The organism is Citrobacter sp. wls717, assembly GCF_005280955.1.
Taxonomy (GTDB): Bacteria; Pseudomonadota; Gammaproteobacteria; order Enterobacterales; family Enterobacteriaceae; genus Citrobacter; species Citrobacter werkmanii.
The window spans coordinates 76,434-102,189 of the sequence record NZ_SZWW01000010.1 but is presented as its reverse complement, the minus strand read 5'-3'; the positions used below and the strand labels follow the sequence as shown (position 1 = coordinate 102,189).

Annotated in this window: 18 protein-coding genes; 3 read left to right on the top strand and 15 right to left on the bottom strand. The window is 54.8% G+C overall.

What is annotated here, in order from left to right:
• Positions 1–71 precede the first annotated feature (71 nt).
• Together guaA and guaB are read right to left on the bottom strand one after the other, a co-directional pair.
• Positions 72–1,649, bottom strand: a complete 1,578-nt coding sequence (gene guaA, locus FDX09_RS08390) for a glutamine-hydrolyzing GMP synthase (protein WP_038642595.1) — start codon at positions 1,647–1,649, stop codon at positions 72–74.
• A 69-nt stretch (positions 1,650–1,718) separates the two neighbouring features.
• Entirely contained in the window at positions 1,719–3,185 is a 1,467-nt protein-coding gene (gene guaB, locus FDX09_RS08385; protein ID WP_038642597.1) for an IMP dehydrogenase, read from the bottom strand.
• A 160-nt stretch (positions 3,186–3,345) separates the two neighbouring features.
• Between guaB and xseA the strand changes: the two genes are divergently transcribed.
• Entirely contained in the window at positions 3,346–4,719 is a 1,374-nt protein-coding gene (gene xseA / locus FDX09_RS08380) for an exodeoxyribonuclease VII large subunit (protein ID WP_121529396.1), read from the top strand.
• Here the strand turns inward: xseA and FDX09_RS08375 are convergent.
• The 12 genes from FDX09_RS08375 to FDX09_RS08320 all read right to left on the bottom strand — a co-directional run bounded on the left by FDX09_RS08375 (position 4,716) and on the right by FDX09_RS08320 (position 23,375).
• The gene (locus FDX09_RS08375) at positions 4,716–4,931 is read right to left on the bottom strand and encodes a zinc ribbon domain-containing protein (protein ID WP_074458516.1); all 216 of its coding nucleotides are present in this window, start codon (positions 4,929–4,931) and stop codon (positions 4,716–4,718) included. The genes xseA and FDX09_RS08375 overlap by 4 nt on opposite strands.
• A gap of 139 nt (positions 4,932–5,070) precedes the next feature.
• Positions 5,071–6,612, bottom strand: a complete 1,542-nt coding sequence (locus FDX09_RS08370) for a peptide MFS transporter (protein ID WP_069324461.1) — start codon at positions 6,610–6,612, stop codon at positions 5,071–5,073.
• A gap of 299 nt (positions 6,613–6,911) precedes the next feature.
• Positions 6,912–8,384, bottom strand: coding sequence for a ribosome biogenesis GTPase Der (der, locus tag FDX09_RS08365; protein WP_038642605.1), 1,473 nt, complete (start codon positions 8,382–8,384; stop codon positions 6,912–6,914).
• Positions 8,385–8,501: 117 nt separating this feature from the next.
• Positions 8,502–9,680 carry an outer membrane protein assembly factor BamB gene (gene bamB / locus FDX09_RS08360; protein WP_069324460.1) on the bottom strand — a complete coding sequence of 393 codons (1,179 nt, stop codon included), beginning with the start codon at positions 9,678–9,680 and terminating at the stop codon, positions 8,502–8,504.
• A gap of 10 nt (positions 9,681–9,690) precedes the next feature.
• Positions 9,691–10,311: a YfgM family protein gene (locus FDX09_RS08355; protein ID WP_038642608.1), complete on the bottom strand. Its 621-nt coding sequence runs from the start codon at positions 10,309–10,311 to the stop codon at positions 9,691–9,693.
• 13 nt (positions 10,312–10,324) lie between these two features.
• Positions 10,325–11,599, bottom strand: a complete 1,275-nt coding sequence (hisS, locus tag FDX09_RS08350; RefSeq protein ID WP_137347051.1) for a histidine--tRNA ligase — start codon at positions 11,597–11,599, stop codon at positions 10,325–10,327.
• Positions 11,600–11,709: 110 nt separating this feature from the next.
• On the bottom strand, positions 11,710–12,828 hold the full coding sequence (gene ispG / locus FDX09_RS08345) for a flavodoxin-dependent (E)-4-hydroxy-3-methylbut-2-enyl-diphosphate synthase (RefSeq protein ID WP_016154000.1): 1,119 nt from the start codon (positions 12,826–12,828) through the stop codon (positions 11,710–11,712).
• 26 nt (positions 12,829–12,854) lie between these two features.
• Entirely contained in the window at positions 12,855–13,844 is a 990-nt protein-coding gene (gene rodZ / locus FDX09_RS08340) for a cytoskeleton protein RodZ (protein WP_085049325.1), read from the bottom strand.
• Positions 13,845–14,129: 285 nt separating this feature from the next.
• Entirely contained in the window at positions 14,130–15,296 is a 1,167-nt protein-coding gene (locus FDX09_RS08335; RefSeq protein WP_003037713.1) for a bifunctional tRNA (adenosine(37)-C2)-methyltransferase TrmG/ribosomal RNA large subunit methyltransferase RlmN, read from the bottom strand.
• Positions 15,297–15,546: 250 nt separating this feature from the next.
• On the bottom strand, positions 15,547–15,978 hold the full coding sequence (gene ndk / locus FDX09_RS08330) for a nucleoside-diphosphate kinase (protein WP_003037710.1): 432 nt from the start codon (positions 15,976–15,978) through the stop codon (positions 15,547–15,549).
• A 149-nt stretch (positions 15,979–16,127) separates the two neighbouring features.
• Complete coding sequence (gene pbpC, locus FDX09_RS08325; RefSeq protein ID WP_137347050.1) at positions 16,128–18,440, bottom strand: peptidoglycan glycosyltransferase PbpC; 2,313 nt, start codon at positions 18,438–18,440, stop codon at positions 16,128–16,130.
• Complete coding sequence (locus FDX09_RS08320; RefSeq protein WP_137347049.1) at positions 18,441–23,375, bottom strand: alpha-2-macroglobulin; 4,935 nt, start codon at positions 23,373–23,375, stop codon at positions 18,441–18,443.
• 206 nt (positions 23,376–23,581) lie between these two features.
• Here FDX09_RS08320 and sseA point away from each other — a divergent pair, with 206 nt between their 5' ends.
• Positions 23,582–24,433, top strand: a complete 852-nt coding sequence (sseA, locus tag FDX09_RS08315) for a 3-mercaptopyruvate sulfurtransferase (RefSeq protein ID WP_137347048.1) — start codon at positions 23,582–23,584, stop codon at positions 24,431–24,433.
• 339 nt (positions 24,434–24,772) lie between these two features.
• Positions 24,773–24,901, top strand: coding sequence for a small toxic inner membrane protein TimP (timP, locus tag FDX09_RS23850; protein WP_312027932.1), 129 nt, complete (start codon positions 24,773–24,775; stop codon positions 24,899–24,901).
• Positions 24,902–24,937: 36 nt separating this feature from the next.
• Here timP and sseB read toward each other — a convergent pair whose 3' ends face one another.
• Positions 24,938–25,714 (bottom strand): enhanced serine sensitivity protein SseB, encoded by a 777-nt coding sequence (sseB, locus tag FDX09_RS08310; protein ID WP_085049331.1) that lies wholly within the window; start codon positions 25,712–25,714, stop codon positions 24,938–24,940.
• Between the last annotated feature and the right edge of the window lie 42 nt (positions 25,715–25,756).

Here is a 25,756-nt window from a genome sequence, read left to right as displayed (position 1 = left end):
AAACCCCCTGTAAAAACAGAGGGTTGATTGCAATTTTACCTGTTCATGAAAACTCAGGAAAGGTTATCGGCTTATTCCCACTCAATCGTGGCTGGTGGCTTACCGCTAATGTCATACACCACGCGAGAAATGCCGTTCACTTCGTTGATGATGCGGTTAGAGACGCGGCCTAAGAAGTCATACGGCAGGTGCGCCCAGTGTGCGGTCATAAAGTCGATAGTTTCGACCGCGCGCAGAGAGACAACCCAGTCATATTTACGGCCATCGCCCATCACGCCAACGGAACGTACCGGCAGGAACACGGTAAACGCCTGGCTGACTTTGTTGTACAGGTCAGCTTTGTGCAGCTCTTCAATGAAGATAGCGTCCGCACGACGCAGCAGGTCGCAGTACTCTTTCTTCACTTCACCCAGCACACGAACACCGAGACCCGGGCCCGGGAACGGGTGACGGTAGAGCATGTCGTACGGCAGGCCCAATTCCAGACCGATTTTGCGCACTTCGTCTTTGAACAGCTCACGCAGCGGCTCAACCAGCCCCATCTTCATCTCTTTCGGCAGGCCGCCCACGTTGTGGTGAGATTTGATGACGTGTGCTTTACCGGTCGCGGAAGCGGCAGATTCGATTACGTCAGGATAGATAGTCCCCTGCGCCAGCCACTTCACATCTTCCAGCTTCAGCGCTTCTTCGTCGAATACTTCAACGAACACACGGCCGATGATCTTACGTTTAGCTTCCGGATCGTTCTCGCCTTTCAGCGCTTCCAGGAAGCGCGATTCGCCTTCCACGTGAACAATGTTCAGACCAAAGTGGTCGCCGAACATGTCCATCACCTGCTGGGCTTCGTTCAGACGCAGCAGACCGTTGTCCACGAACACGCAGGTCAGGTTTTTACCGATTGCGCGGTGCAGCAGCATGGCGGTTACGGAAGAATCCACGCCGCCGGAAAGGCCGAGGATCACTTTGTCGTCGCCAACCTGCTCGCGAATACGGACAACGGCATCGTCGATGATTTTCGCCGGAGTCCACAGCGCTTCACACTGGCAGATATCGCGTACGAAGCGCTCCAGCATGCGCATACCCTGACGGGTGTGGGTTACTTCCGGGTGGAACTGCACGCCGTAGAAGCGTTTTTCTTCGTGCGCCATAATGGCGAACGGGCAGGTCTCGGTGCTGGCAACGGTGACGAAACCTTCCGGGATCGCGGTTACTTTGTCGCCGTGACTCATCCATACGTCAAGCAGCGGTTTGCCGTCGGCGGTCAGAGAATCTTCGATACCGCGAATCAGCGCGCTGTCGGTCTGTACCTCAACCTGGGCGTAGCCGAATTCACGCTCGTTAGAACCTTCAACGTGGCCGCCCAGCTGCATTGCCATGGTCTGCATACCGTAGCAGACGCCGAAGACCGGCACACCGGCGTTGAAGACATACTCAGGCGCACGCGGGCTGTTTGCTTCGGTGGTGCTTTCCGGGCCACCGGAGAGGATGATGCCGCTCGGGTTAAACTCACGGATTTGTGCTTCAGTAACATCCCATGCCCACAGTTCACAGTAGACGCCCAGTTCACGTACGCGACGTGCAACCAGTTGGGTGTACTGCGATCCGAAATCGAGGATGAGAATGCGATGTTTATGAATATTGTCTGTCATTTGACGATAATTCCGAGGCAAGTGAAACAATAACAAAACGCCCGGTTTAAAACCGGGCGCGGAAACTTATCAGGAGCCCAAGCGGTAGTTCGGGGACTCTTTGGTAATGGTCACGTCGTGAACGTGGCTTTCCTGGATACCCGCACCGCTGATACGCACGAATTCAGCCTTCGTACGCAGCAGGTCGATGGTACCACAACCGGTCAGACCCATACAGGAACGCAAGCCCCCCATCTGCTGGTGAATGATCTCTTTCAGGCGGCCTTTATACGCTACGCGGCCTTCGATACCTTCCGGCACCAGTTTGTCAGCGGCGTTGTCGCTCTGGAAGTAACGGTCGGAGGAACCTTTGGACATCGCGCCCAGGGAGCCCATACCGCGGTAGGATTTGTAAGAACGGCCCTGATACAGTTCGATTTCGCCCGGAGACTCTTCGGTACCCGCCAGCATAGAGCCAACCATGACGGCAGCGGCGCCAGCGGCAATCGCTTTAGCGATGTCGCCGGAGAAACGGATACCGCCGTCGGCGATAACTGGAATACCGGTACCTTCCAGCGCTTCAACCGCGTCAGAAACGGCAGTGATCTGCGGAACGCCCACGCCAGTGACGATACGGGTAGTACAGATGGAGCCAGGGCCGATACCGACTTTCACCGCGCTGCAACCAGCTTCGGCGAGTGCGCGAGCGCCAGCGCCAGTGGCGACGTTACCGCCGATGATTTGCAGGTCAGGATATTTAGCACGGGTTTCACGGATACGTTGCAGCACGCCTTCAGAGTGACCGTGAGAGGAATCGATCAACAGTACGTCAACGCCGGCAGCAACCAGCGCGTCAACACGTTCTTCGTTACCTGCACCTGCGCCTACAGCCGCGCCGACACGCAGACGACCATGCTCGTCTTTACATGAGTTCGGTTTACGTTCTGCTTTCTGGAAATCTTTAACGGTGATCATGCCGAGCAGGTGGAAGCTGTCATCAACAACCAGCGCTTTCTCAACGCGCTTCTCGTGCATTTTGGCCAGCACGACATCACGCGCTTCACCTTCACGAACGGTCACCAGGCGCTCTTTCGGCGTCATGTATACGCTAACCGGCTGGTTCAGGTCAGTCACAAAGCGCACGTCACGACCGGTGATGATGCCAACCAGCTCGTTGTCTTCAGTCACTACCGGGTAACCCGCAAAACCGTTACGCTCAGTCAGTTCTTTTACTTCACGCAGGGTGGTGGTTGGCAGCACCGTCTGCGGGTCGGTTACCACGCCAGATTCGTGTTTTTTCACGCGGCGGACTTCCTCAGCCTGGCGCTCGATAGACATGTTCTTGTGGATAAAACCGATGCCGCCTTCCTGTGCCAGGGCAATAGCCAGGCGCGCTTCCGTCACGGTATCCATTGCTGCGGAGAGCATAGGAATGTTCAGGCGAATCGTTTTGGTCAGCTGAGTGCTAAGGTCAGCCGTGTTCGGCAGAACGGTAGAATGAGCGGGAACGAGGAGGACGTCGTCAAACGTCAGGGCTTCTTTTGCGATACGTAGCATGGGCAATATCTCACCTGGGAGGTTATTAAATATTGCCGCGGCATTATACAGAGCGTAACCGATTGCATCCACACTTTTTTGCAAAAAAACCTTGCGCTCCTCTGTGAGCATGTTACTTTCGACTGAATAACCTGCTGATTTAGAATTTGATCCCGCTCACATGTTATCCTCTCAGACCTCCTCAATTTTTACCGTAAGCCGCCTGAATCAGACGGTTCGTCTGCTGCTTGAGCAGGAGATGGGACAAGTGTGGATCAGCGGCGAAATATCGAATTTCACCCAGCCCTCTTCCGGCCACTGGTACTTCACCTTAAAAGACGATAACGCCCAGGTGCGTTGCGCGATGTTCCGCAACAGCAACCGCCGGGTGACGTTCCGTCCGCAGCACGGTCAGCAGGTACTGGTACGCGCCAACATCACGCTGTACGAACCGCGCGGCGATTACCAGATAATTGTTGAGAGCATGCAGCCCGCGGGCGAAGGGCTATTACAGCAGAAGTATGAACAGCTGAAAGCCAAACTGCAGGCGGAAGGGTTGTTCGATCAGCAATATAAGCAGCCGCTGCCCTCCCCGGCCCACTGTGTCGGGGTGATTACCTCGAAAACCGGCGCGGCGCTGCACGATATTCTCCACGTTCTTAAACGCCGCGATCCGTCGCTGCCGGTAGTTATCTACCCTACCGCTGTACAGGGCGACGACGCGCCGGGGCAAATCGTTCGCGCCATTGAACTGGCAAACGCGCGCGGCGAGTGCGACGTGTTAATCGTCGGGCGCGGCGGCGGCTCGCTGGAAGATTTATGGAGTTTTAACGACGAACGCGTGGCGCGCGCAATATTTGCCAGCCGCATTCCAGTGGTTAGCGCTGTCGGCCACGAAACCGACGTCACTATCGCCGATTTTGTCGGAGACCTGCGCGCGCCGACGCCGTCGGCGGCGGCGGAAATCGTCAGCCGTAACCAGCAAGAGCTGCTGCGTCAGGTGCAATCTGCCCAGCAGCGTCTGGGCATGGCGATGGATTACTACCTCGCCAACCGCACCCGTCGTTTCACGCAGCTTTTCCACCGCCTCCAGCAGCAGCACCCGCAGTTGCGTCTGGCGCGCCAGCAAACTTCTCTGGAACGGCTGCGTCAGCGCATGAGCAGCGCGCTGGAAAACCAAATAAAGCAGGCGAATCAGCGCCAGCAACGTATGCTGCAGCGACTGAATCAACAAAATCCACAGCCCCGCATTTATCGCGCACAAGCCCGTATTCAGCAGTTGGAATATCGTCTGATGGAGAATGTACGCACACGTATAAGCGAACAGCGAGAGCGTTTCGGCAACGCGGTTACCCATCTCGAAGCGGTCAGTCCGCTGGCGACGCTGGCGCGCGGCTACAGCGTTTCTACCACCACGGGCGGCGGCGTACTGAAACAGATCAAACAGGTCAGCGCAGGCGATGTCATCACCACCCGACTAGCAGATGGCTGGGTGGAAAGCGAAGTGAGGGGCGTAACGGCGGCGAAAAAAACGCGGAAGAAAAAGCCGGTTTAAACCGGCACATACTCCACGCGTTTTTTCGAAATCAGCCCATGGCCATGCTGACAGAAATAATCCACCGCGCCACAAGCCTTGAGTACTTCGAGTGGTTGATGGCACTCTGGGCAACGTGCTTCCAGTTGAAAATCTTTTTGGCAACTCTCACAGCGCGCCGCACCGTTTTGTGGCTCCAGTTCAGCGTGGCAATCCGGACAAATGATAGACATTGCAACTCCAGTACAGGGATCGATTCTTGCGTTGAGTTTAACACGCTGCGCTGAATGTCGCCCAGGTCCAACAAAACGTCATACCTCATCAATTGAATGACCGGGGCATAGTTTCTGCCCCGGCATAATCGAGGTGTTATCAGGCGCTGGTTGCCGGTTTAGTTTGCGTATTTTCCAGCATGCGACGAATGGGAACAATAAGGACAATCAGGACCGCGGCGCAGATCAGCAGCGCAATCGAGCAGCGAGCGAAGAGATCCGGCAGCATATCCAGTTGGTCAGCCTTCACATGACCGCCAATCAGACCTGCGGCCAGGTTACCCAGCGCACTGGCACAGAACCACAGGCCCATCATTTGCCCACGCATTCTTTCCGGCGCCAGCAGCGTCATGGTCGCCAGACCGATCGGGCTCAGACACAGCTCGCCAAGCGTCAGCATCAGGATACTGCCTACCAGCCAGAATGGAGAAACGCCCGCTCCGCCGTTGCTGAGAACGTTTTGCGCCGCCAGCATCATCAGGCCAAAGCCTGCCGCCGCACACAAAATACCGATAACGAACTTAGTGATGCTGCTCGGGCGAATGTTCATACTCGCCAGCTTCGGCCACGCCCAACTAAATACCGGCGCCAGCAGGATGATAAACAGGGCGTTTATCGACTGGAACCAAACCGCCGGAATTTCAAAATCACCGATCATACGGTTAGTGTAGTCGTTGGCGAACAGGTTGAACGAGGTGGGTTTTTGCTCAAACGCCGACCAGAAGAATGCGGCGGAAACCAGCAGGATAAAGCAAACCAGCAGTCTGGCGCGCTCTTTGCGATTCAGGCCGGCAAAGATGAACAGGTAGATAAAGTAGAGCGCAACAGAGGCGGCAATCACGTACACCAGTATGCTGGCAACCGCGACCGGATTAATCACAATCACGCCCTGCGCAATCAGCGTAACGATAATCGCCACACCGACAGCCAGCGCGAGTAGCCATGCGCCCACACCGTTACGCTTCACTACCGGGCTGTTCCAGGTCGAGTCCAGTCCCACTTCGCTGTCGTAGCGTTTCATCGACGGAACGGCAAACACACGGAAGATGATTAACGCCACCAGCATGCCGATACCACCGATACCAAAGCCCCAATGCCAGCCATGGGTTTTAATCAACCAACCGGAGATCAAGGGGGCGATGAATGACCCCATATTGATGCCCATGTAAAACAGCGAGAAACCGCCGTCACGACGCGCATCGCCTTTTTTATACAATGTGCCAACCATGACCGAAATACAGGTCTTAAACAGACCGGAACCGAGCACGATAAACATCAGGCCGATAAAGAACAGGTTGTTACCCATAATGGCCGAAAGCGCAATCGACAGATGACCAAGCGCAATCAGGATGGAACCGTACCATACGGCTTTCTGTTGGCCGAGCCAGTTATCCGCCAGCCAACCACCAGGCAGCGCGGCGAGATACATCGTACCGGCAAAAATACCCACAATCGCCGAGGCGTTTTCACGCGCCAGCCCCATGCCGCCGTCATAGACGGTAGCCGCCATAAACAGGATCAGTAATGGGCGAATGCCATAAAACGAGAAACGCTCCCACATCTCTGTGAAGAACAGCGAGCCGAGCGGATAAGGATGACCGAAGAAAGTTCGGCTTTCTTTTTGATTAACAGAGGATTGCATAATTCTCCCGAAAGTTATGTCGTCGTGCGTGTATACACCGCATGTACGCCAGCCAGTTACGTATCTGACCGATTTTTTACATGCGGCGAAAAGTTATTTAACCATTTGATAACCTAAGACTAGTTTTGTCTAGTACCAACCCCCGGACTTTAAGATGAAAACTCGACAAATGTCTACTTTCTTAGATTTAAACTTGGTAAAAAACGAATAGTGATTGACATCGCACGGTCAGAAGCTGGCGATGGAATACCGAAAAAAAACCCGCGACAAGCGCGGGTTTTTATCAACATCAGCAATGATTATTTGCTTTTTTTAATGTGCTTAATCAAACGTTTACGTTTACGCATCTGGGTCGGCGTCAGCGTATTACGTTTATTCGCAAACGGGTTTTCCCCTTCTTTGAACTGAATGCGGATCGGAGTCCCCATCACGTCCAGAGTTTTGCGGAAGTAGTTCATCAGATAGCGCTTATATGAATCCGGCAGATCTTTCACCTGATTGCCATGAATCACCACGATCGGCGGGTTATAACCACCGGCATGGGCATATTTCAGCTTCACGCGACGACCACGTACCAGCGGCGGCTGATGATCTTCTACCGCCATGGTCATGATACGCGTCAGCATCGCGGTACTAACGCGACGAGTGGAGCTGTCGTACGCTTCGCGGACCGATTCAAACAGATTACCGACACCGCTACCGTGCAGCGCAGAGATAAAGTGTACGCGCGCAAAATCAATAAAGCCCAGACGGAAGTCCAGCGTTTCCTTGACCTGCTCTTTCACTTCCTGCGTCAGGCCGTCCCATTTGTTGACGACAATAACAAGTGAGCGCCCACTATTGAGGATAAAGCCCAGCAGCGACAGGTCCTGATCGGAAATACCTTCCCGCGCATCAATCACCAGCATGACCACGTTGGCATCTTCAATCGCCTGCAGCGTTTTGATGACTGAGAATTTTTCTACCGCTTCGGTAATTTTCCCGCGCTTACGCACGCCAGCGGTGTCGATCAGCACATATTCACGTTCGTCGCGTTGCATCGGAATATAAATGCTGTCACGCGTGGTCCCTGGCATGTCGTAAACCACCACGCGGTCTTCGCCGAGAATACGGTTAGTCAGTGTGGACTTACCTACGTTCGGACGCCCGACAATCGCCAGCTTGATCGGCAGATCCTGCGGGTTGAAGTCGTCTTCAGGCTCTTCTTCACCGTTTTCTTTGGCTTCCAGTTGCGCCCAATATTCCGCATCTTCATCGACTTCTTCCTGCGGCGCAACGTCATCCATCCACGGCAGCAGAACATGCTCCAGCAGGCTGAGAACGCCGCGACCATGGGAGGCAGCAATCGGATAAATTTCACCCAGACCCAGCGAGTAGAAATCAACAACCGCCTGATCGGGATCCAGTCCGTCCGTTTTGTTGGCCACCAGGAACGTCGGTTTCTGGCGTGAACGCAGATGTTTAGCAATGGCTTCATCCGCTGGCATCAGGCCAGCACGCGCATCCACCATAAACAGTACAACGTCCGCTTCCTCGATAGCCAACAGAGACTGTTCAGCCATGCGGGTTTCAACACCGTCTTCGGTGCCATCAATACCGCCGGTATCAATGCAGATAAACTCGCGGCCTTCAATTTCCGCACGACCGTACTTACGGTCACGAGTCAGACCCGGGAAATCCGCAACCAGCGCATCTCGGGTGCGAGTTAGACGGTTAAATAACGTGGATTTGCCAACGTTAGGGCGCCCGACAAGCGCGACCACAGGTACCATGTTTAAAGCCTCATTTAAAAAATCATCAGACAACGCGCACATTTTTGCGCCGTTGTTAAAAACAGTAAAACGGCCCCTGCACCAGGAGCCGTTTTTCAAAGCGAGCGGCCAAGACGATTAACGCGTAATGGAGTACAGCGTACCGTCTTTCGCCTGGATCAGCAGTTTACCATCCGCAGAGACTGGCTCGGTCAGGAAACCGGAGCTGTCGACTTTCTGCTGGGCAACAAAGCGACCATCTTCAACGTTAATCCAGTGCAGGTAGCCTTCGCTATCGCCCACAACCAAATTGCCGTTATACAATGCCGGAGACGTCAGCAGACGGTGCAACAGATCGCTTTGCGTCCACAGCGTCACGCCGCCGTCGGTGGTCAGCGCCAGTATGCGGTCGTTCTGATCGACCAGGTAGATACGGTTTCCATCGACGATGAAATCATTTACCGAGCCCAGTTCACGTTTCCACATAATCTGGCCACTGCGCAGATCCAGCGCGGTCAGGTTACCATTATAAGCCAGCGCGTAAACAACGCCATTGACGATAACCGGCGTGGTATCAACGTCACTCAGACGATCGATTTCCGTTGGGCCTGTCGCCTGAGAAATACGTTGCTGCCAAATCATCTGGCCCTGCTGCATCAGCACGGCGCTTACGCGACCGTTATCACCACCAACAATTGCTGCGCCAAAGGCCGTCGCAGGGGCAGATTCGCCACGCAGAGACAGGGATGGCATGTCGAGGTTAACGGTCCACTTGATGGCGCCGTCAGCTTCGTTCAACGCCTGCAATTGACCGTTGCTGGTGTGGATTAATACCATGCCATCGCTCACAACCGGACGGGACAGCGCTTCACCGGCAACTTTCGTTTGCCATGCGGTGGTACCGTCGCTGGTATTCAACGCATAAACCTGCGCTTTTTCACTGCCAATGTAAACATGACCACCGGACACGGTTACGCCGCCAGAAAGCTGTGCAGATGCACGGGAGAACCAACCGTCTTTCTCACCCAGATTAACAGACCACACTTCTTTGCCGTCGTCTGCGTTCAACGCTTTCACGACACCTGCGCGATCGGCTGCATAGACAACGTTATCCGCCAGCGCAGGATGAAGATTGGAATAGAAATCACCAATACCGTTGCCCACGGAAGTGCTCCAGTCCGTAGACGGAGTAAACTGATTTTCAACCACCGGTAATGGGGACATCTTAACGACATCTTCTTCGCCACTAAACAGTGAACAGCCGCTCAATAGGGTAACGGAAAGCAGCCCTGGCAGAAGTAATTTACGCAATTGCATCGGGTCCCTCTCAGATGGACAAATTATTGATTTTCATCTGCATCATTTCGCTCAGAGCAGGAGAGGCATCGCTTTTCACACCCGCTTCCCATGCGCTACGCGCACCTTGTTTGTCGCCCTTGCTCAGCAACGCTTCACCGCGCAGATCGGCAACAATGGCCGTCCACCCTTCACCTTTAATGGTGTCGAGTGTTTTCAGCGCGGTATCAGCCTGTTTAAGCTGCACCTGAACACGAGCCAGACGCAGGTTAATCACCGCTTTGAGATTCTCATCGCTGGTTGCAGCCAGGCCTTGTTGCAGCTGGCTTGCAGCTTTCTCAAGTTCATTTTGGTCAACAAACTGCTGCGCAAGTTCCAGTGAAGCTAACGCGCCGTAGGTATTTTTATTCTCTGCTGCAAATTTCTCTGCCGCAGGAATGCTATCCGCTTTACCCGCGCTAACCGCGGTCACCGTATTTTGGTATGCCAGAGAAGCAGAGCGTGCGGACTCCGTCTGATGGCTGGTCCAGTAACGCCAGCCAACCAGTGCGCCAACCCCTAAAATTATCCCAACCGCCAGCGCTTTGCCGTTTTCGGCAAAGAAGCGTTTTACCGCATCAACCTGGTCGTGTTCGTTCTCGTAAATTTCCACGCTGTCCTTCTCCTTAGCCCAGTAGAGTGCGCAAATGCGCGGCAACGCCATCCTGCGCTACTGCCGTTTGCTCACCAGAGCGCAAATCCTTCACTACAACAGTACCGTCAGCCACTTCGGACTCACCCAGTACCAGTGCAACGCGGGCGCCCCACTTATCGGCACGGGCAAACTGTTTCTTAAAGTTGCCGCCGCCGTGGTTGGTCATCAGTTTCACACCAGGAACTTCATCACGCAGACGTTCCGCAAGCCGCATTGCCGCCGACTGCGTGTCTGTGCCTGAAGCAACCAGGTATATATCGACAACAGGGGAGGTAATAAATTCCGGATTCACTGCCTGAACTAATAAAACAAGGCGTTCCAGGCCCATGGCGAAGCCCACAGCTGGCGTTGCACGACCGCCCAGTTGCTCTACCAGACCGTCGTAACGACCACCGGCACACACGGTGCCCTGCGAGCCCAGACTGCTGGTAACCCACTCAAATACGGTGCGGTTGTAGTAATCAAGACCACGAACCAGACGCTGATTAACGGTGTAGGCAATCCCTGCGGATTCCAGTAGTTTGCACAGACCCGCGAAATGCTCGCGAGAGTCATCATCGAGATAATCACCCAGCGCAGGTGCGTCGTTGAGCAGCGCCTGCACTTCTGGGTTTTTGGAGTCAAGCACGCGCAGCGGGTTGGTGTACATGCGACGCTTGCAGTCTTCGTCCAGTTTCTCTTTATGCTGTTCCAGATAGGCGACCAGCGCATCACGGTAGTTAGCGCGGGCTTCAAGCGAACCAATTGAGTTCAGCTCCAGGCTAACATGTTGAGAAATACCCAGCGCGCGCCACCAGCGAGCGGTCAGCATAATCAGTTCAGCATCAATGTCCGGCCCCTGCAGGCCAAACACTTCGACACCCAACTGATGGAACTGACGATAGCGTCCTTTCTGCGGACGTTCGTGGCGGAACATCGGCCCGATATACCACAGACGCTGTTCCTGATTGTACAGGAGACCATGTTCAATGCCGGCGCGTACGCAGCCCGCAGTCCCTTCAGGACGCAGAGTCAGGCTGTCGCCATTTCTGTCCTCAAAGGTATACATCTCTTTTTCAACCACGTCGGTAACTTCACCGATCGCGCGTTTGAATAACGGGGTCTGCTCTACAATCGGCAAGCGGATTTCACTGTAACCGTAGCTACCGAGCACGTTTTTGAGTGTGCCTTCAATGCGCTGCCAGATGGCGGTTTCGCCAGGCAGATAATCGTTCATGCCGCGAATGGCTTGAATGTTTTTTGCCACGTTTATTCTCTTTATGAATATAAAAATGAACCCTCAGCGCTAACCCGAACAATGCGGGCGCCATGCGGGTTCAATCATACACGGGAAGCACGCCGCTTCCCATCACGTTGTTATTTTTCAAGCTGCTGCACGTCGATACGGCGCGCTTCGTCCAGGATACTCGCTTTAGCGCGAATACGGGCTTCAAGCTGTGTGATCATATCGTCGTTGTCGAGTCGGTCCTTACGCACACCGTCTTCGTACAGGCCGCTTTTCTTGTTACCGCCCGTCACGCCCAGCGTAGAAACCAGCGCTTCGCCAGGACCATTTACCACACAGCCGATGATCGAAACATCCATTGGCGTAATGATATCTTCCAGGCGTTGCTCCAACGCGTTAACCGTACCGATAACGTCGAATTCCTGACGTGAGCAGGTTGGACAAGCGATGAAATTGATCCCGCGCGCGCGAATGCGCAGCGATTTCAGAATATCGAAGCCCACTTTGATCTCTTCCACCGGATCGGCAGCCAGAGAAACACGCAGCGTATCGCCGATCCCTTCTGATAGCAGCAATCCTAAACCGATCGCGGATTTCACCGCCCCGCTACGTGCGCCACCGGCTTCGGTGATCCCCAGATGCAGCGGTTGATCGATCTGTTTCGCCAGCAGGCGATAGGATTCTACGGCGAGGAAAACGTCAGAGGCTTTAACGCTGACTTTGAATTGATCGAAGTTCAAACGATCGAGGTGATCCACATGACGCATAGCGGATTCCAGCAGCGCCTGCGGCGTCGGTTCACCGTATTTTTCCTGCAGATCTTTTTCCAGCGATCCGGCGTTTACGCCGATGCGGATAGGAATATTTTTATCACGAGCGCAGTCTACTACCATACGGATGCGCTCTTCATTACCGATATTGCCTGGGTTGATACGCAGACAGTCAACGCCGTATTCCGCCACTTTCAGCGCGATACGGTAGTCGAAGTGAATATCGGCAACCAGCGGGACATTAACCTGCTGTTTGATAAGCTTGAACGCTTCTGCAGCATCCATTGTCGGTACAGAGACACGAACAATATCTGCGCCTACGCGTTCCAGCGCTTTGATCTGATTAACCGTCGCTTCCACGTCAGTGGTGCGCGTATTGGTCATAGACTGTACGGCGATGGGCGCGCCATCGCCGATCGGCACGTTCCCAACGTAAATGCGTGTCGATTTTCTACGTTGAATTGGAGCCTGGTTATGCATTAAAAAATCTCCCGCATTGCCGTCTGTTACTGAGCCGGTGATTGTTCGGCATTAACGGTCAGACGTGCAACCTGGTTAGTTCTGATAAAACGACTCAGATCGACAGGTTTACCCTGGAACTGAATCTGCACTGCCGCCGGAGCGCCAATTTTCAGTTTGTACGGCGCCTGACCGGTCAAATTCAGATTACCGTCTTTACGCTGCATACCGCTGAACAATTTTTTACCGGTCGCATCGGTTACTTCCAACCAGCAATCGGCGGTAAAGTTCATTACCAGTGCGTTAGGATCGGCTGCTGGGGTACTTACACCCGCCTGGTCAGTCGGCAGCGGGGCCGCATTTGTTGGTGCTGCGGTTGCGGTATCGACATTGGCCTGAGACGGCGCTACAACAGCATTCTGTTGCGCATCCGCGGCTGGCGCCGGGGTTGCCGGAGCATCCGTCGATGGCGCGGCGTCCGCCACTGCGCCATCATCTGCAGTCGGCGTCGTCTCCTGACCTGCTGCGGCGCTGGTATCTAACGGTACATTCTGCGCAGTGTCTTTACCGGCATTCAGCTCAGCAGAAGATTGATCGGCCATGGTGCTGATCTCTTCCTGCTGCGCTTTATGGTTCTGCCACCACCAGGCGCCTGTCAGTCCGACAACGACAAACAGCACCAGCCAGGTGAAGGTCATTAACCAGCCATCGCGCTTTTTACGACGCTTACCGAGCGAGAAGCTCTGCATCGGCGCGACTTTAGCAGGGCGAACTGGAGCCTGTTTTTCCAGCCCTGGCAACAGTTCTTCTTCAGGAATATGCACCAGACGCGCATAAGAACGGATGTACCCACGCAGGAATGTTGAAGCGAGATCGGCTGGTGCCTTATCTTCTTCAATATCGCGTACCGTGGAGACCTTCAGGCACAGTCGTTCCGCGACTGCCTGTTGGCTGAATCCGAGTTGTTCACGGGCATTGCGCAGACGAACGCCGGTGGAGAGTGCTTCATTTTTGTCGTGCGTGGCTTCAGTATTCATTCGCTACAGCTGCGTAAATTTGGGTTCTGGCGCCGGCGAGTCACAATGCTCACCCACACCGCGAAACATCTGGTCAGTTAACCTTCGTCAGACAGTATAAAACGGTCAGACTACCAATGACAAAAAAGCGTAAACCTGAGGGCTAAACTCTTGTTGCGCCGTTACATACTGCCTTAAAGTCGACAAAAACGCACCGTTATTATTGACCTGACGACAACAACCAAAGAACCTCACCTGGCTTACATTGCACTACGGTACAAGAATTATACCGTAGTGCGCTCGACATCAAACGGTTTTGATGTCGATAGCATCACCCTGCATACGCTTGCGCAGAGTACGCTTGGTACGGTCGATAACGTCGCCTGCCAATTGGCCGCAGGCTGCATCGATGTCATCGCCACGTGTTTTACGCACGATGGTGGTGAAACCATAGCTCATCAACACTTTGGAGAAACGATCGATACGGCTGTTAGAGCTACGACCATACGGTGCGCCAGGGAACGGGTTCCACGGGATCAGGTTGATCTTACACGGCGTATCTTTCAGCAGTTCAGCCAGTTGATGCGCGTGTTCGGTACCGTCATTGATGTGATCCAACATGACATACTCAATGGTCACACGACCCTGGTTGGCGTTGGATTTTTCCAGATAACGACGCACTGCCCCGAGGAACGTTTCGATATTGTACTTTTTGTTGATAGGCACAATTTCGTCACGAATTTCATCGTTCGGCGCATGCAGAGAGATCGCCAGCGCAACGTCAATCATATCGCCCAGCTTATCCAACGCAGGTACAACCCCTGAGGTGGAAAGCGTAACGCGACGCTTGGACAGCCCGAAACCGAAGTCATCCAGCATGATTTCCATCGCCGGCACCACGTTAGTCAGGTTGAGCAACGGCTCGCCCATCCCCATCATCACCACGTTGGTGATAGGACGAACACCCGTTGCTTTTACCGCGCCGACGATTTTCGCCGCACGCCAAACCTGACCAATGATTTCCGACACTCGCAGGTTACGGTTAAATCCCTGTTGCGCCGTAGAGCAGAATTTACACTCTAATGCACAACCAACCTGTGAAGAAACACACAGGGTCGCGCGATCGTCTTCCGGAATATAAACGGTTTCAACGCGCTGATCGCCAACCGCGATAGCCCATTTGATCGTGCCGTCAGAGGAACGCTGCTCTTCCACCACTTCCGGGGCGCGAATTTCAGCGACTTCTTTCAGCTTGTTACGCAGCACCTTATTGATGTCAGTCATGTCATCAAAGTTGTCGCTGCAATAGTGGTACATCCACTTCATGACCTGATCGGCACGAAACGGCTTTTCGCCCATTTCTTTGAAGAATTCGCGCATTTGCTGACGGTTCAGATCCAGCAGGTTAATTTTTCCATTTTTATTTGGAACCGCAGGAATGACGACTTCAGAGGTGTTAACTAATTCAGACATAATTTTTTCCGGCCTCGTTGTTACACGTTGTGGCCCGTGGAGGGTTAAAAAGAAACGCCCCGGCAAGCGGTCTGCTCTTCCGGGGCGTTACATTGTACAAAGTCTGGCGCAGGGATGCCACGTTTGCACGAAGCATTAGCGAAAATAATATGTAAAGAAAGAACGTAGGCCTGATAAGACGCCTCGCGTCGCCATCAGGCAAAGCAGAGCCGGATGCGCAAACGCTTATCCGGCCTACAGGACGAGCTTATTAGCGCGTACGCGGGCAAACCTCGCCCTCACCGAAGAAATAGGCGATTTCGCGAGCGGCAGATTCAACGGAATCAGAACCGTGAGTCCCGTTTTCGGTGAAGCTGTCAGCGTAGTCGGCACGCAGGGTACCGGCCAGCGCGTTCGCCGGGTTGGTAGCGCCCAGCAGATCGCGATGACGCTGTACGGCGTTTTCGCTTTCCAGAACGGAAACAACGATCGGACCGGAGGTCATGAATTCAACCAGACCGTCAAAGAACGGTTTGCCGTCGTGCTCAGCATAAAAGCCACGCGCCTGCTCAACGGTCAGGTGCAGCATTTTAGTCCCTACAATCTTGAACCCTGCAGCTTCAAAGCGCGCAAAGATGCTCCCAATAACGTTTTTTGCCACCGCGTTTGGTTTAATGATGGAAAAAGTACGTTCAATAGCCATTGATAACCTCTGTAATATGTTCTGTTGTTGTCTATATAGATGTACGACCTGGCGCGGATTATAAAGAGCATCCCGGCAATTGACTATTGATGAAGGTAACATTTCTTTAAAATAAGATGAGTTTTAGCAACAAATACTCACCAACTGGTCTACTGCACCGAAAATCTCACCGTCGCCACCTGTCCGGCGTCATCCATCACCAGCAGTTGGTAATCCCCTTTGACCGTCAGACGTAGCGTCAGGTGACGCCCGCGCTCGTCCAGACGTTGTCCGTTAAGAAACCACCAGCGATCGCCTGTTCCACCGCTGGTTTGCACCGGCAATGAAGCCTCTGGAGAACCAGGTAAACGCTTCACAATCGCGCCATCGCGCAGACCTGTCAACTGCAACGGTAACCCGGGATCCTGCCCCAACGGCGGACATGTGGCAGAAACAGGCGGTAATCTCGCCCCACGGCGCTCTGCTTCCGGCAGCCATGGTTCAAGCGGCAAGGGCCAGACGATAAGCGTCTGTTCGCGCGCCTGCGGGCAATCCGCCGCCACGCGTTTGCCCTCTCCGTCCAGCCAGACAGGGAAACGAATGCCGTTAACGCCTTCCTGCTCAGGTAATAACAGTGTTGGCGGCTGACTGCCATCCAGTAGCCAGGTTGCCAGACGGCGGCGACAGTTACTGTCTCCAGCCGCAAGAGATTGCCCGCCCGGCCAACATACCACGCCGCGGCTAACGGATTCAGGACGGGGGTCTTCCGGCTGATTCGTCCCGCGAGAGAGCAGCAGATTGTTGACCTGATTGAGCACAGGTACGGCGCTGGCAAAGCCAAACTGCCCCACCACCGGCGTACCGTCGGGCCTGCCGGTCCAGATGCCAATCACATAACGGGCGTTAATCCCAATCGCCCACGCATCGCGATAGCCATAGCTGGTACCCGTTTTCCACGCCAGAGGAACCACTCTGCTCAGTGCGTTATCCGGTAGCGGTTGTGCTTCGTCAGCCATAATCCGGCGAATAATCCACGCCGCGCCTGCCGACATCAGCGGACGCTCCAGTAGCGGGTCTGCCGGCTGCAGGCGCAATTTACCCGCCTTCCCGTGGCGGGCGAAGGCGCTATACGCCGCCGCCATATCATCAAGCCTTGCCCCCGCCCCGCCCAAAATCAGCGACAGATTCGGCGCAGCCCCTGCGGGCAGATATAACGGTAAACCGACGTTACGTAACGATGCGGCAAAACGCTTCGGGCCATAGGCTTCCAGAACCTGGACCGCAGGTAGATTCAGCGAACGAACCAGCGCCTCGCTCATGCTTACCGGTCCGTGAAAACCACTGTCAAAATTCCCCGGTCGATAATCACCGGTTCGCCGTGGTACATCCTGCAACAACGAAGCAGGATGAATTAATCCGTCATCCAGCGCCAAACCATAGATAAACGGCTTCAGCACCGATCCCGGCGAGCGGATCGCATTCACCATATCCACATGACCAAAGCGGGAGTCATCATTCATATCCACCGACCCCACCCAGCCACGCACGCTCATATCGGTGTGATCGACCACAATCATCGCCAGCGAACTGCGCGCCGGCAATCGCCCTTTCCAGTTTTGCGCCAGCTCTTCGAGTTGCCGCTGCAACCCGGCGTCAAGGGTAGTCACGATTTTATCGCTGCGGCTTTTTCCCAGCATCATGCGCGAAAATAACGGCGCTAACTGCGGCATCTGCCTGGGGGCCAGCCAGACCGGCTCTTCGCGTGACTCCTGCACCTGTTTTGCGGACCAAATGCCCTGAATTGCCATACGTTCGAGCACTTTATTACGCGCCGCCTCAGCGCGCTCCGGCCAACGGTCCGGACGCAGACGGCTCGGCGCCTGTGGCAGCACAGCAAGCAATGCTGCATCAGAGTAGCTCAGTTGTGCAGGCGATTTGCCAAGATAGGCCCAGCTCGCTGCGCCCACGCCTTGCAGCGTGCCGCCAAACGGCGCACGGTTAAGATACAGCGTCAGAATGTCGCGCTTGGACAGATGCCATTCCAGTTGCAACGCGCGCCAGAGCTGGCGAAACTTGCCGCCAAAGGTGCGTGGGTGGGGATCGAGTAAACGCGCCACCTGCATGGTGAGCGTACTGCCGCCCGAGACGACACGCCCGGATGAGAGGTCCTGCCACGCGGCGCGCAGTACTGAAAACGGATTGACCCCGGGGTGTTTCCAGAACCAACGGTCTTCGTAGTTAATTAAGGCCTGAAGGTAGCGGGGGGATACCTCATCAATCGTCACCGGATAACGCCAGATACCGTCCGCGTCGGCGAAGCGCCAGAGAGGCGTACCATCGTGCGCCACCACGACACGCGCGGGATCCACCTCATGAAGCGGCAGCGGCCAGATTTTGTCTGCCGCCCAAATCGCCATCACAAACACTAGCGCAACGACTGCCAGCCAGAGCCAGCAGCCGCGTTTACCCAACCCGCGCATCATTTATGGTCTGACAATCAAAAGCCCCTCTGCCGCACCGGTTGCCCGCCACTGCGGAACATACATTGATTCCACCTGCGGGACGGGAACCTGATACGTTCCCGGTGTTACTGCTCTCGCCAGATAGACCAGCGTAACCGCCTGTCCTTCATTGACCGCCACCGCAGCGACAAAGCGATCGTCACGGAACTCAATATGCTGGATATCCGCCTGCTGCATCTGATTGAGCAGGTTCGCCACTTCGCTACCGCTATCCTGCAGACTGGCGCTGCCGTTAGCCAGATTTTGGTTTTCCAGCTCCAGTCCGGCAGGCAGTAAGTCGACGACCAGCGCATCCGGCACGTTCTGGCTGGCTTTAACGTCCAGCCAGACCAGCACCAGTTCGCCGCTGCGCAGAGAATCCAGTGATTTGCTGCTCCCGTCGAGTCCCAGGATCTGACGTTCAATATGCAGGACGTTGCTGGCAGGCGTCGGTGCGGTTTGCGGATAACCGCTGACATCCAGACGCAGCCACAGCGGCAGATTACCGGTATTCGTGACGCTCAGCGTGGACAGCTCGTCGGCATCCAGATTCCGGGTTTGCGATTTATCACCTGCTAACGGTTGTTCAGAGAGTGATGTTTGCGCCTGCCACGTGCCAGGTAAATCCTGTAACGTACGCGCGGCAAGGAACAACGCATTATTTTCCTGAGTAGAGAGCCAGCGCTGACCAAAGGCCTGTTCTGACAATGTGTTCAGCAACGTATTCTGCTCTTCAGGTTTGAGCTTGTTCTCTTCCAGCAATGCCAGCATCAGCGCGTTGTCGCGTAGCTGACTGCCGTAATCCGCCATCCACTGTTGTGCATCGCGACGCGGTGTATTCAGCGCCAACGTAAGCGCCTGTTCACTGCGATTAGCATCGCCCATGTTTTTCAGCGCGATCCCCAGTTGCAACAGCGGTAAACCAGAAGCCGCCTGAGCGCGGCGCTCCCAGATTTCACGCAGTGCGCCAAGCGGGGCTTTTTGCTGACGAGCCAACACCAGCGCGGCGTAGGCCTGTACAGCAAACCTGCTTGCAGACGAGTCATCGGTATAACGAATCGACATCATCCCCGGATCCTGCAAATAACGCAGCAGCCGCTCGTTCCCCCGGTTAATCACCTCAACCGGGACGCTGTAGCCTTGTTCGTTCGCGCGGACGAGGAAATCCATTACGTACGCGGTCAGCCAGTACTCTTCCGGCCCGTTCTTATCCCACAGCGCAAAACCGCCGTTATCGCGCTGCATTTGCAGTAAACGGGAAATGCCAATCTCTACTGCCACACGGCGTTTTTCATCACTGTCGCCCGCGATACCTAATGCCTTCAGTTGCGCGGCATTGGTGTATAAAGAGGGGAACAACCCGCTCGCCGTTTGCTCAAGACAACCGTAAGGGTAAGCTTTCAGTTCACGGATGTAGCGCGCCAGATTCAGCGGCGGTTTACCGCTGAACAGCAATTGTCCCTGCATTGTCACAGGAGAGAAATTAGCCAACTCTTCGCCTGGCAGCTGCCAGGTTGCCCCCGGCTGGAGCGCAACGCCATTATTGACAGTTTGCGCGGGAAACGCCGGGCGCACGCCAATCTTCCACTGTTTGTGCTGCACAGGCAGCGTCTCCCCTGGCAGAGACAGACCGCTAATCTGCGCCTGAATTTCCCCCTCGCCAAAGCCTTCCCGCGCGCGCACCGGAATAAACAGCGTAGTCCGTACGCCTGGCGCCAGATTCACAGGCGCAAGATCTTGCCCTATCAGTTCCAGTAAACCGCTGGCCGCGAGGTTAATATTCAGCGTCTGTGGTTTATCGGTCAGGTTGGTCACGTCCAGCGTCAGGCGCGAAGTATCTCCCCCGGCCAAAAAGCGCGGCATGTTCAGTTCAGCAATCACCGGCGCGGCGACAATCACTTTGCTTTCGCTGCTGCCAAAGTCATCCGCCGTCCAGGCCTGCGCCATGACCCGCAGCTCGCCGTTGAAATCACCAATCGGTAACGTCACCGTACCTTCGCCCTGCTCGTTAAGCGTGACCGGTAACGCCTGTTGCGCCACGATATTGACGTGATTAACCGGAGGCTTACCGCCACGCTTTAACTCATCGCCATCGCCACCAAAGCGCAGCGCCGCCAGACGACCTTGCCCTTCGATGACCTGACCGTAGATATCATAAATATCCGCACCATAGCGTTTTTGCCCGAAAAACGCCTGCCAGGGGTCGGGCGTAACGTAATCAGTGATGTTCAACACCCCGCTGTCAACGGCAGAGACCAGTACGTTAACCTGTTTTGGCACGTCGCCATTTTTAACGCTGGCTTTAATCTTGACGGTTAACGGCTGATTTGGGCGTATTTTCGCCGGGGTTTCCAGCGCCAGTCCCAGACGACGATTTTCATCGCCCAGCGGTAAATGCAGCAACCCAACCGCCCGTTTTGGCGTCGCCGAACGGGATTTGTCGCCAGGACGAACCACCAGCGCACTGAGATACAAATCGTGGCGATTCCAGGTTTTATCGACTGGAATAGTGAGGTCCAGGCCATTCGCAGGCACGTCTATTTCTTGCCACCACAACGGTCCTTCGCTGGATTCTACCATCGCATAACCTTTGCCAGCCGCGGGGGCGGCAATATGCAGCTTCATGGTATCGCCAGGACGATAGCCGGGTTTATCCAGTTTCAGGGTCACACGATCGGGGCGAACAGAGCCGCTGCCGTCGCTATTATCCTGCCAGCTATAACCCGCCCAGAAGCGCACGCTGCTCACCGCATCATTCGGCGCTTTTACTTCCAGACGATAAGCGCCCCACTCAACCGGGAAGCTCACTTTACCGGTTTCATCGGCCTTAAGATCCAGAGTCTGCTCACCTTCGATCAGATCTTTTTGATCAAACTGCGATTGCCAGCCCTCGCCTTCAGTCCAGTTCCAGTAATAATCACGACGTTCGCGGATCAAACGCACCTGCAAGCCGGACACCGCTTTTTTATCGCCTTGCGCATCGGCATAAACGATATCGAAAGCGGCATTGCTGTCTTCATCGACGATAGGCTGATTCACCGTGGTGTCAGTGCGATAATCATAAACAGCTTTCGCCGCAAACTGCGGTCGAATCCCCGGCAGCGTATCCGCAGGCCAGATGGCTTGTTCAACCCGACGCGTCACCGGGCGGCCACCCGACTCCAGCAGGCTGGCTTGCAACACCACCTGTAACGGGGAATGCGTCTCCTGCCACTGGCTGTTGGCGGTCACTTCACCGCGACCGTGATCGTCCAGCGTGAGCTGAACTTCATCGAGACTGCGGGAAAGGTTTTCTTCGGCAATATTACCAAACTGAAACCCCGGCAGTGTCTGCACCGCTTCGCGTAACGGGCGCAGGAAAAGCTGGCCTTGCAGAGCGTTGCCGTTGGCGGGCGCGCCGTACAGGTAGTAACCCACCACCGAGAATTTCACTTCATCAGTTGGCGCTACCGGCATTTTGCTGGCGGTGAGATTGAGCGCCATCCGCTCTGGCATAAAATCTTCAACGTGGAAATCCCACATCCGCGACTGGTTGTCGCCAGTATTGGCGCGAATATGCCACATACCGGTTGGCGCGCTGCTATCCAGCAGCCAGCTAAAGCGGTACAGACCGTTCTCCGGCTGGCTGACAACCGAGCGTAAAACCTGTCCGTCGGGCTTGACCACTTCCAGCTTCACCGGCTGGTCGGGCAACGTTTTACCGTCGCTGTCACGTAGTAATCCATTGAGGATCACCGTTTCACCGGGGCGATAGAGATCGCGCGGACCAAACATAAAGAACTGTTTGTTGTATCCCGGCGCGCCGGCAATATCAAACTCAGCCAGATCCAATGCCGGAAGTTTCAGGTCAAGCAGCGTAGTCTGCCCGTCTTTGCGGGCCAGCAATAAGGCAGCTTCTTTATCAGTCTTAAGCTGTACATGCCCCTGCGCGTCACTGGTGGCTTGCGCCAGCGTCTGCCCTTTTTCGTTGAGTAATGTGACGTCAATGCCCTGCTGCGCTGCGCCGTTTTCCAGACTCTGCGTAAAGATATCCAGTTGATTATGGTAACGATGCGCTGACACACCAATATCGCTGAGCGTAAACAGCGTCGCGGCATTACTGTAGTTGTATTTTCCGGCCTGATTCATCACCGCGATGTAAACACCAGCCTGCTGCAACGGTTTGATTTCGCTCAGCGGCAGCAACAGCTTTTCGCGAGTGTTGCGCGCAGGGTTGAGGTCAAAGCGTCCGGTATAGACCAGTTCCGCCATTTTCAGCAGATTATCGGATTCCCAGTTCGACAACGAATTGCGGTATTCCCACTGGCTGACAAACGCGCCGAGCGACTCTGGCTTCACGCGATAAAAATTCACATCCACACTGTTAACGTTGAGCGCCATCACCGGCAGCCCTTCAATCACCTTTCCCGGCAGTAGCGAACCGCGACTGGCGAACCCTACGCTCGGCTGGACGTCACGTGTGGTGATATTTTTTTCATAATCGATACCAAACGTCGCTTTATTCAGCGCCAGTAAATCACGCTCAATGGTAACCACCAGTTCCCGGTTAGGTTCGAGGTGCCGTAAGCGTAGCTCTTTCAGGTTTGGCGCCAGCTCCCAGGCACCATCGACTTTGCCGCTTTTTTTATCGACAACGTGCACTACGCGGGAAAAATCCTGTTCCGGATCGAGGGGAATGGAGAAGGTCAACACGAGCGTTGCCGCGCCGTCGAGCTGGACCTCTGAGGCATCTAACAGCGTCAGCGACTTGCCCTGACTTTGTTGCATCAGCTTCTCTAACTGGGTCTTGTCTTTTGCGGGCGCAGTCTGCGGAGCAGGTGCATCCGGCTTCGCAGCCGTCGTCGATTTTTCGTTATTATTATCACACCCGACAAGTGCCAGCATCAGCATGCAGGCCGCTACGCGTAAATGTTTCATTTTTCATCCCTGGCCGTAGTGGCCCGTTAGCTACGTAGAACAACTATTATGCGTTAGTTTTCAGGCTGTGGAAGCCAGTAAATAAACAACGTTGTCCTAATTTTCGTGATTAATGTGGATTCGCCTGACAAATCAGCCTCTTTTACTTGTCGCTTTGCACTAAACGTCCGACAATTTGCCAAAACCTGGTAAAAATGGAGATGCCTATGACCACCGCCTTCTTTGTCGCTGCCGACTGGCTTGCCGAACACATTGACGACCCGGAAATACAAATCCTTGATGCCCGGATGGCACCTCCAGGTCAGGAAGATCGCGATGTTGGCGAGGAGTATCGCGCAGGTCATATTCCTGGCGCCGTTTTTTTTGATATTGAAGCGCTTTCCGACCATACCTCGCCGTTGCCGCACATGATGCCGCGCCCGGAAGCCTTCGCTGTCGCGATGCGCGAATTGGGTGTTCATCAGGATAAACATCTGGTTGTCTACGATGACGGCAATCTGTTTTCGGCGCCGCGCGCATGGTGGATGCTGCGGACTTTTGGCGTCGAAAATGTCTCCATTCTGGCGGGTGGTCTTGCTGGCTGGCAGCGCGATGAGCTCATGCTGCAGGAAGGAAACGAGGAGTTACCCGAAGGCGAATTTAACGTCGCATTTACGCCTGAAGCCGTGGTGCGCGTCACCGATGTGCTGCTGGCCAGTCATGAAAAAACGGCGCAGATCGTCGATGCCCGCCCGGCTGCGCGTTTTAATGCCGAAGTTGACGAGCCGCGTCCAGGCCTGAAGCGTGGTCATGTACCCGGTGCGCTTAACGTACCGTGGACAGAGCTGGTTCGTGACGGCGAACTCAAAACTACCGATGAGCTGGATGCTATTTTCTTCAGCCACGGCGTGAGCTTTGACCGCCCCATTATCGCCAGCTGCGGCTCCGGCGTAACGGCTGCCGTGGTGGTACTGGCGCTTGCCGCGCTGGATGTTTCGAACGTCGCACTGTATGACGGGGCGTGGAGCGAATGGGGAGCGCGCAACGATTTACCGGTAGAACCATCTGAGGCTAAATAAAATCTGATTTACTCATCTTTTTCGCCCACAAAAAAACCGCCCAAATGAGCGGTTTTTTTGTGCCAGTCCGGTTCGCGGCCTTTCCAGCAGGCTATGTCACCATAGCAATGCAAGCGCGTCTCAGCAAACAAATACTCCCTTTTAAGGGAGCGAAAGTCAAGTTGATTAGCAGGGAAACTATTCAATATTTAGCGTATTATCTTCCCCGGCCCTTTCCGCCGTCTCGCAAACGGGCGCTGGCTTCAGGAAAGGATGTCCCATGGCCGTTTATGCAAGCGCGTCTCAGCGCTTGCTATCGCGGCATTATCGCCAGTGGTGCTGTCGTGATGCGGTCTTCGCATGGACCGCGCAATGAAGATACGATACTTCTGTATCGTGCTTGTTGTTTCTGGCGCGTTGTGTCTTCACGGGGATCGGGATTACCCAGGTAATTCCATACACGTGACGCTCAGCACCCAGGGCAAGTAAGCCTGGTAGCCGCCCTTCGGGGCGGCTTTCCTTCACTCAGATAATCCGGTTCTGTTTAAAGTCGCGCAGGAAGCCGCCCCAGCGGCGTTCGTAGAACGGTGCGATATGCTCGGTGATAAAGTGGCTGACACCCTTCTCGCCTTTCTTCACCTGGCAAATATCAATCGGTTCATCGCCCGGCAATGTGTCGGTCGCGACGCTGCCCGCAGCGTGGATGATCTCTTCAATATCACCGTCAGCTTCAATCCCGATCAACAGGTTTGGCTGAGCTTCCGCACTTTCTTTGATTGAGCAGAGAAACGCACGTTTTACCGGCTTGATGGTTTTAAACAGCGTGGTCAGCGAGTCGATCATCTGCGCTGGCGGTTCAGCGACTTCAGAGAGGATCAGCGATTCGCCGCCTTCCAGTACTTCCTGGGTGCTTAGCGGACTCCCCTCTTCACCGATCAGCAGACTGATTTCACGCGGCATAAACTCTTTGCCGGTCGGCAACTTCGCGTTGAGAAACAGCGTTTCGCCGAGCGTCATTTCAAATAACGTACGCACCGGCATGACGACAAATGCTTGCTCATCTTCAACCGCCTGCTGCAGGGCCTCAAGGGAAGTAAAGAACGGGATCACGGTTGTGCCGTCTTCTTTTTCCCAGTGCTGAAGGTCGAGGGCGCTGTCTTCAACCACCGCCTCGCCTTCTGCAGCAGTACCCGGCACCCAGACGGTGGATTCAAGTAAAGTACGGAAAAATGCCGGTCGATGCGCAGGCTCTGTCGCCGCTTGTTCCAGCAACGTTTCTAATTCATTTTTTGTTTCGGACATAAGGATCACAAATTGGATGAATACATGTAGGCCGGATAAGCG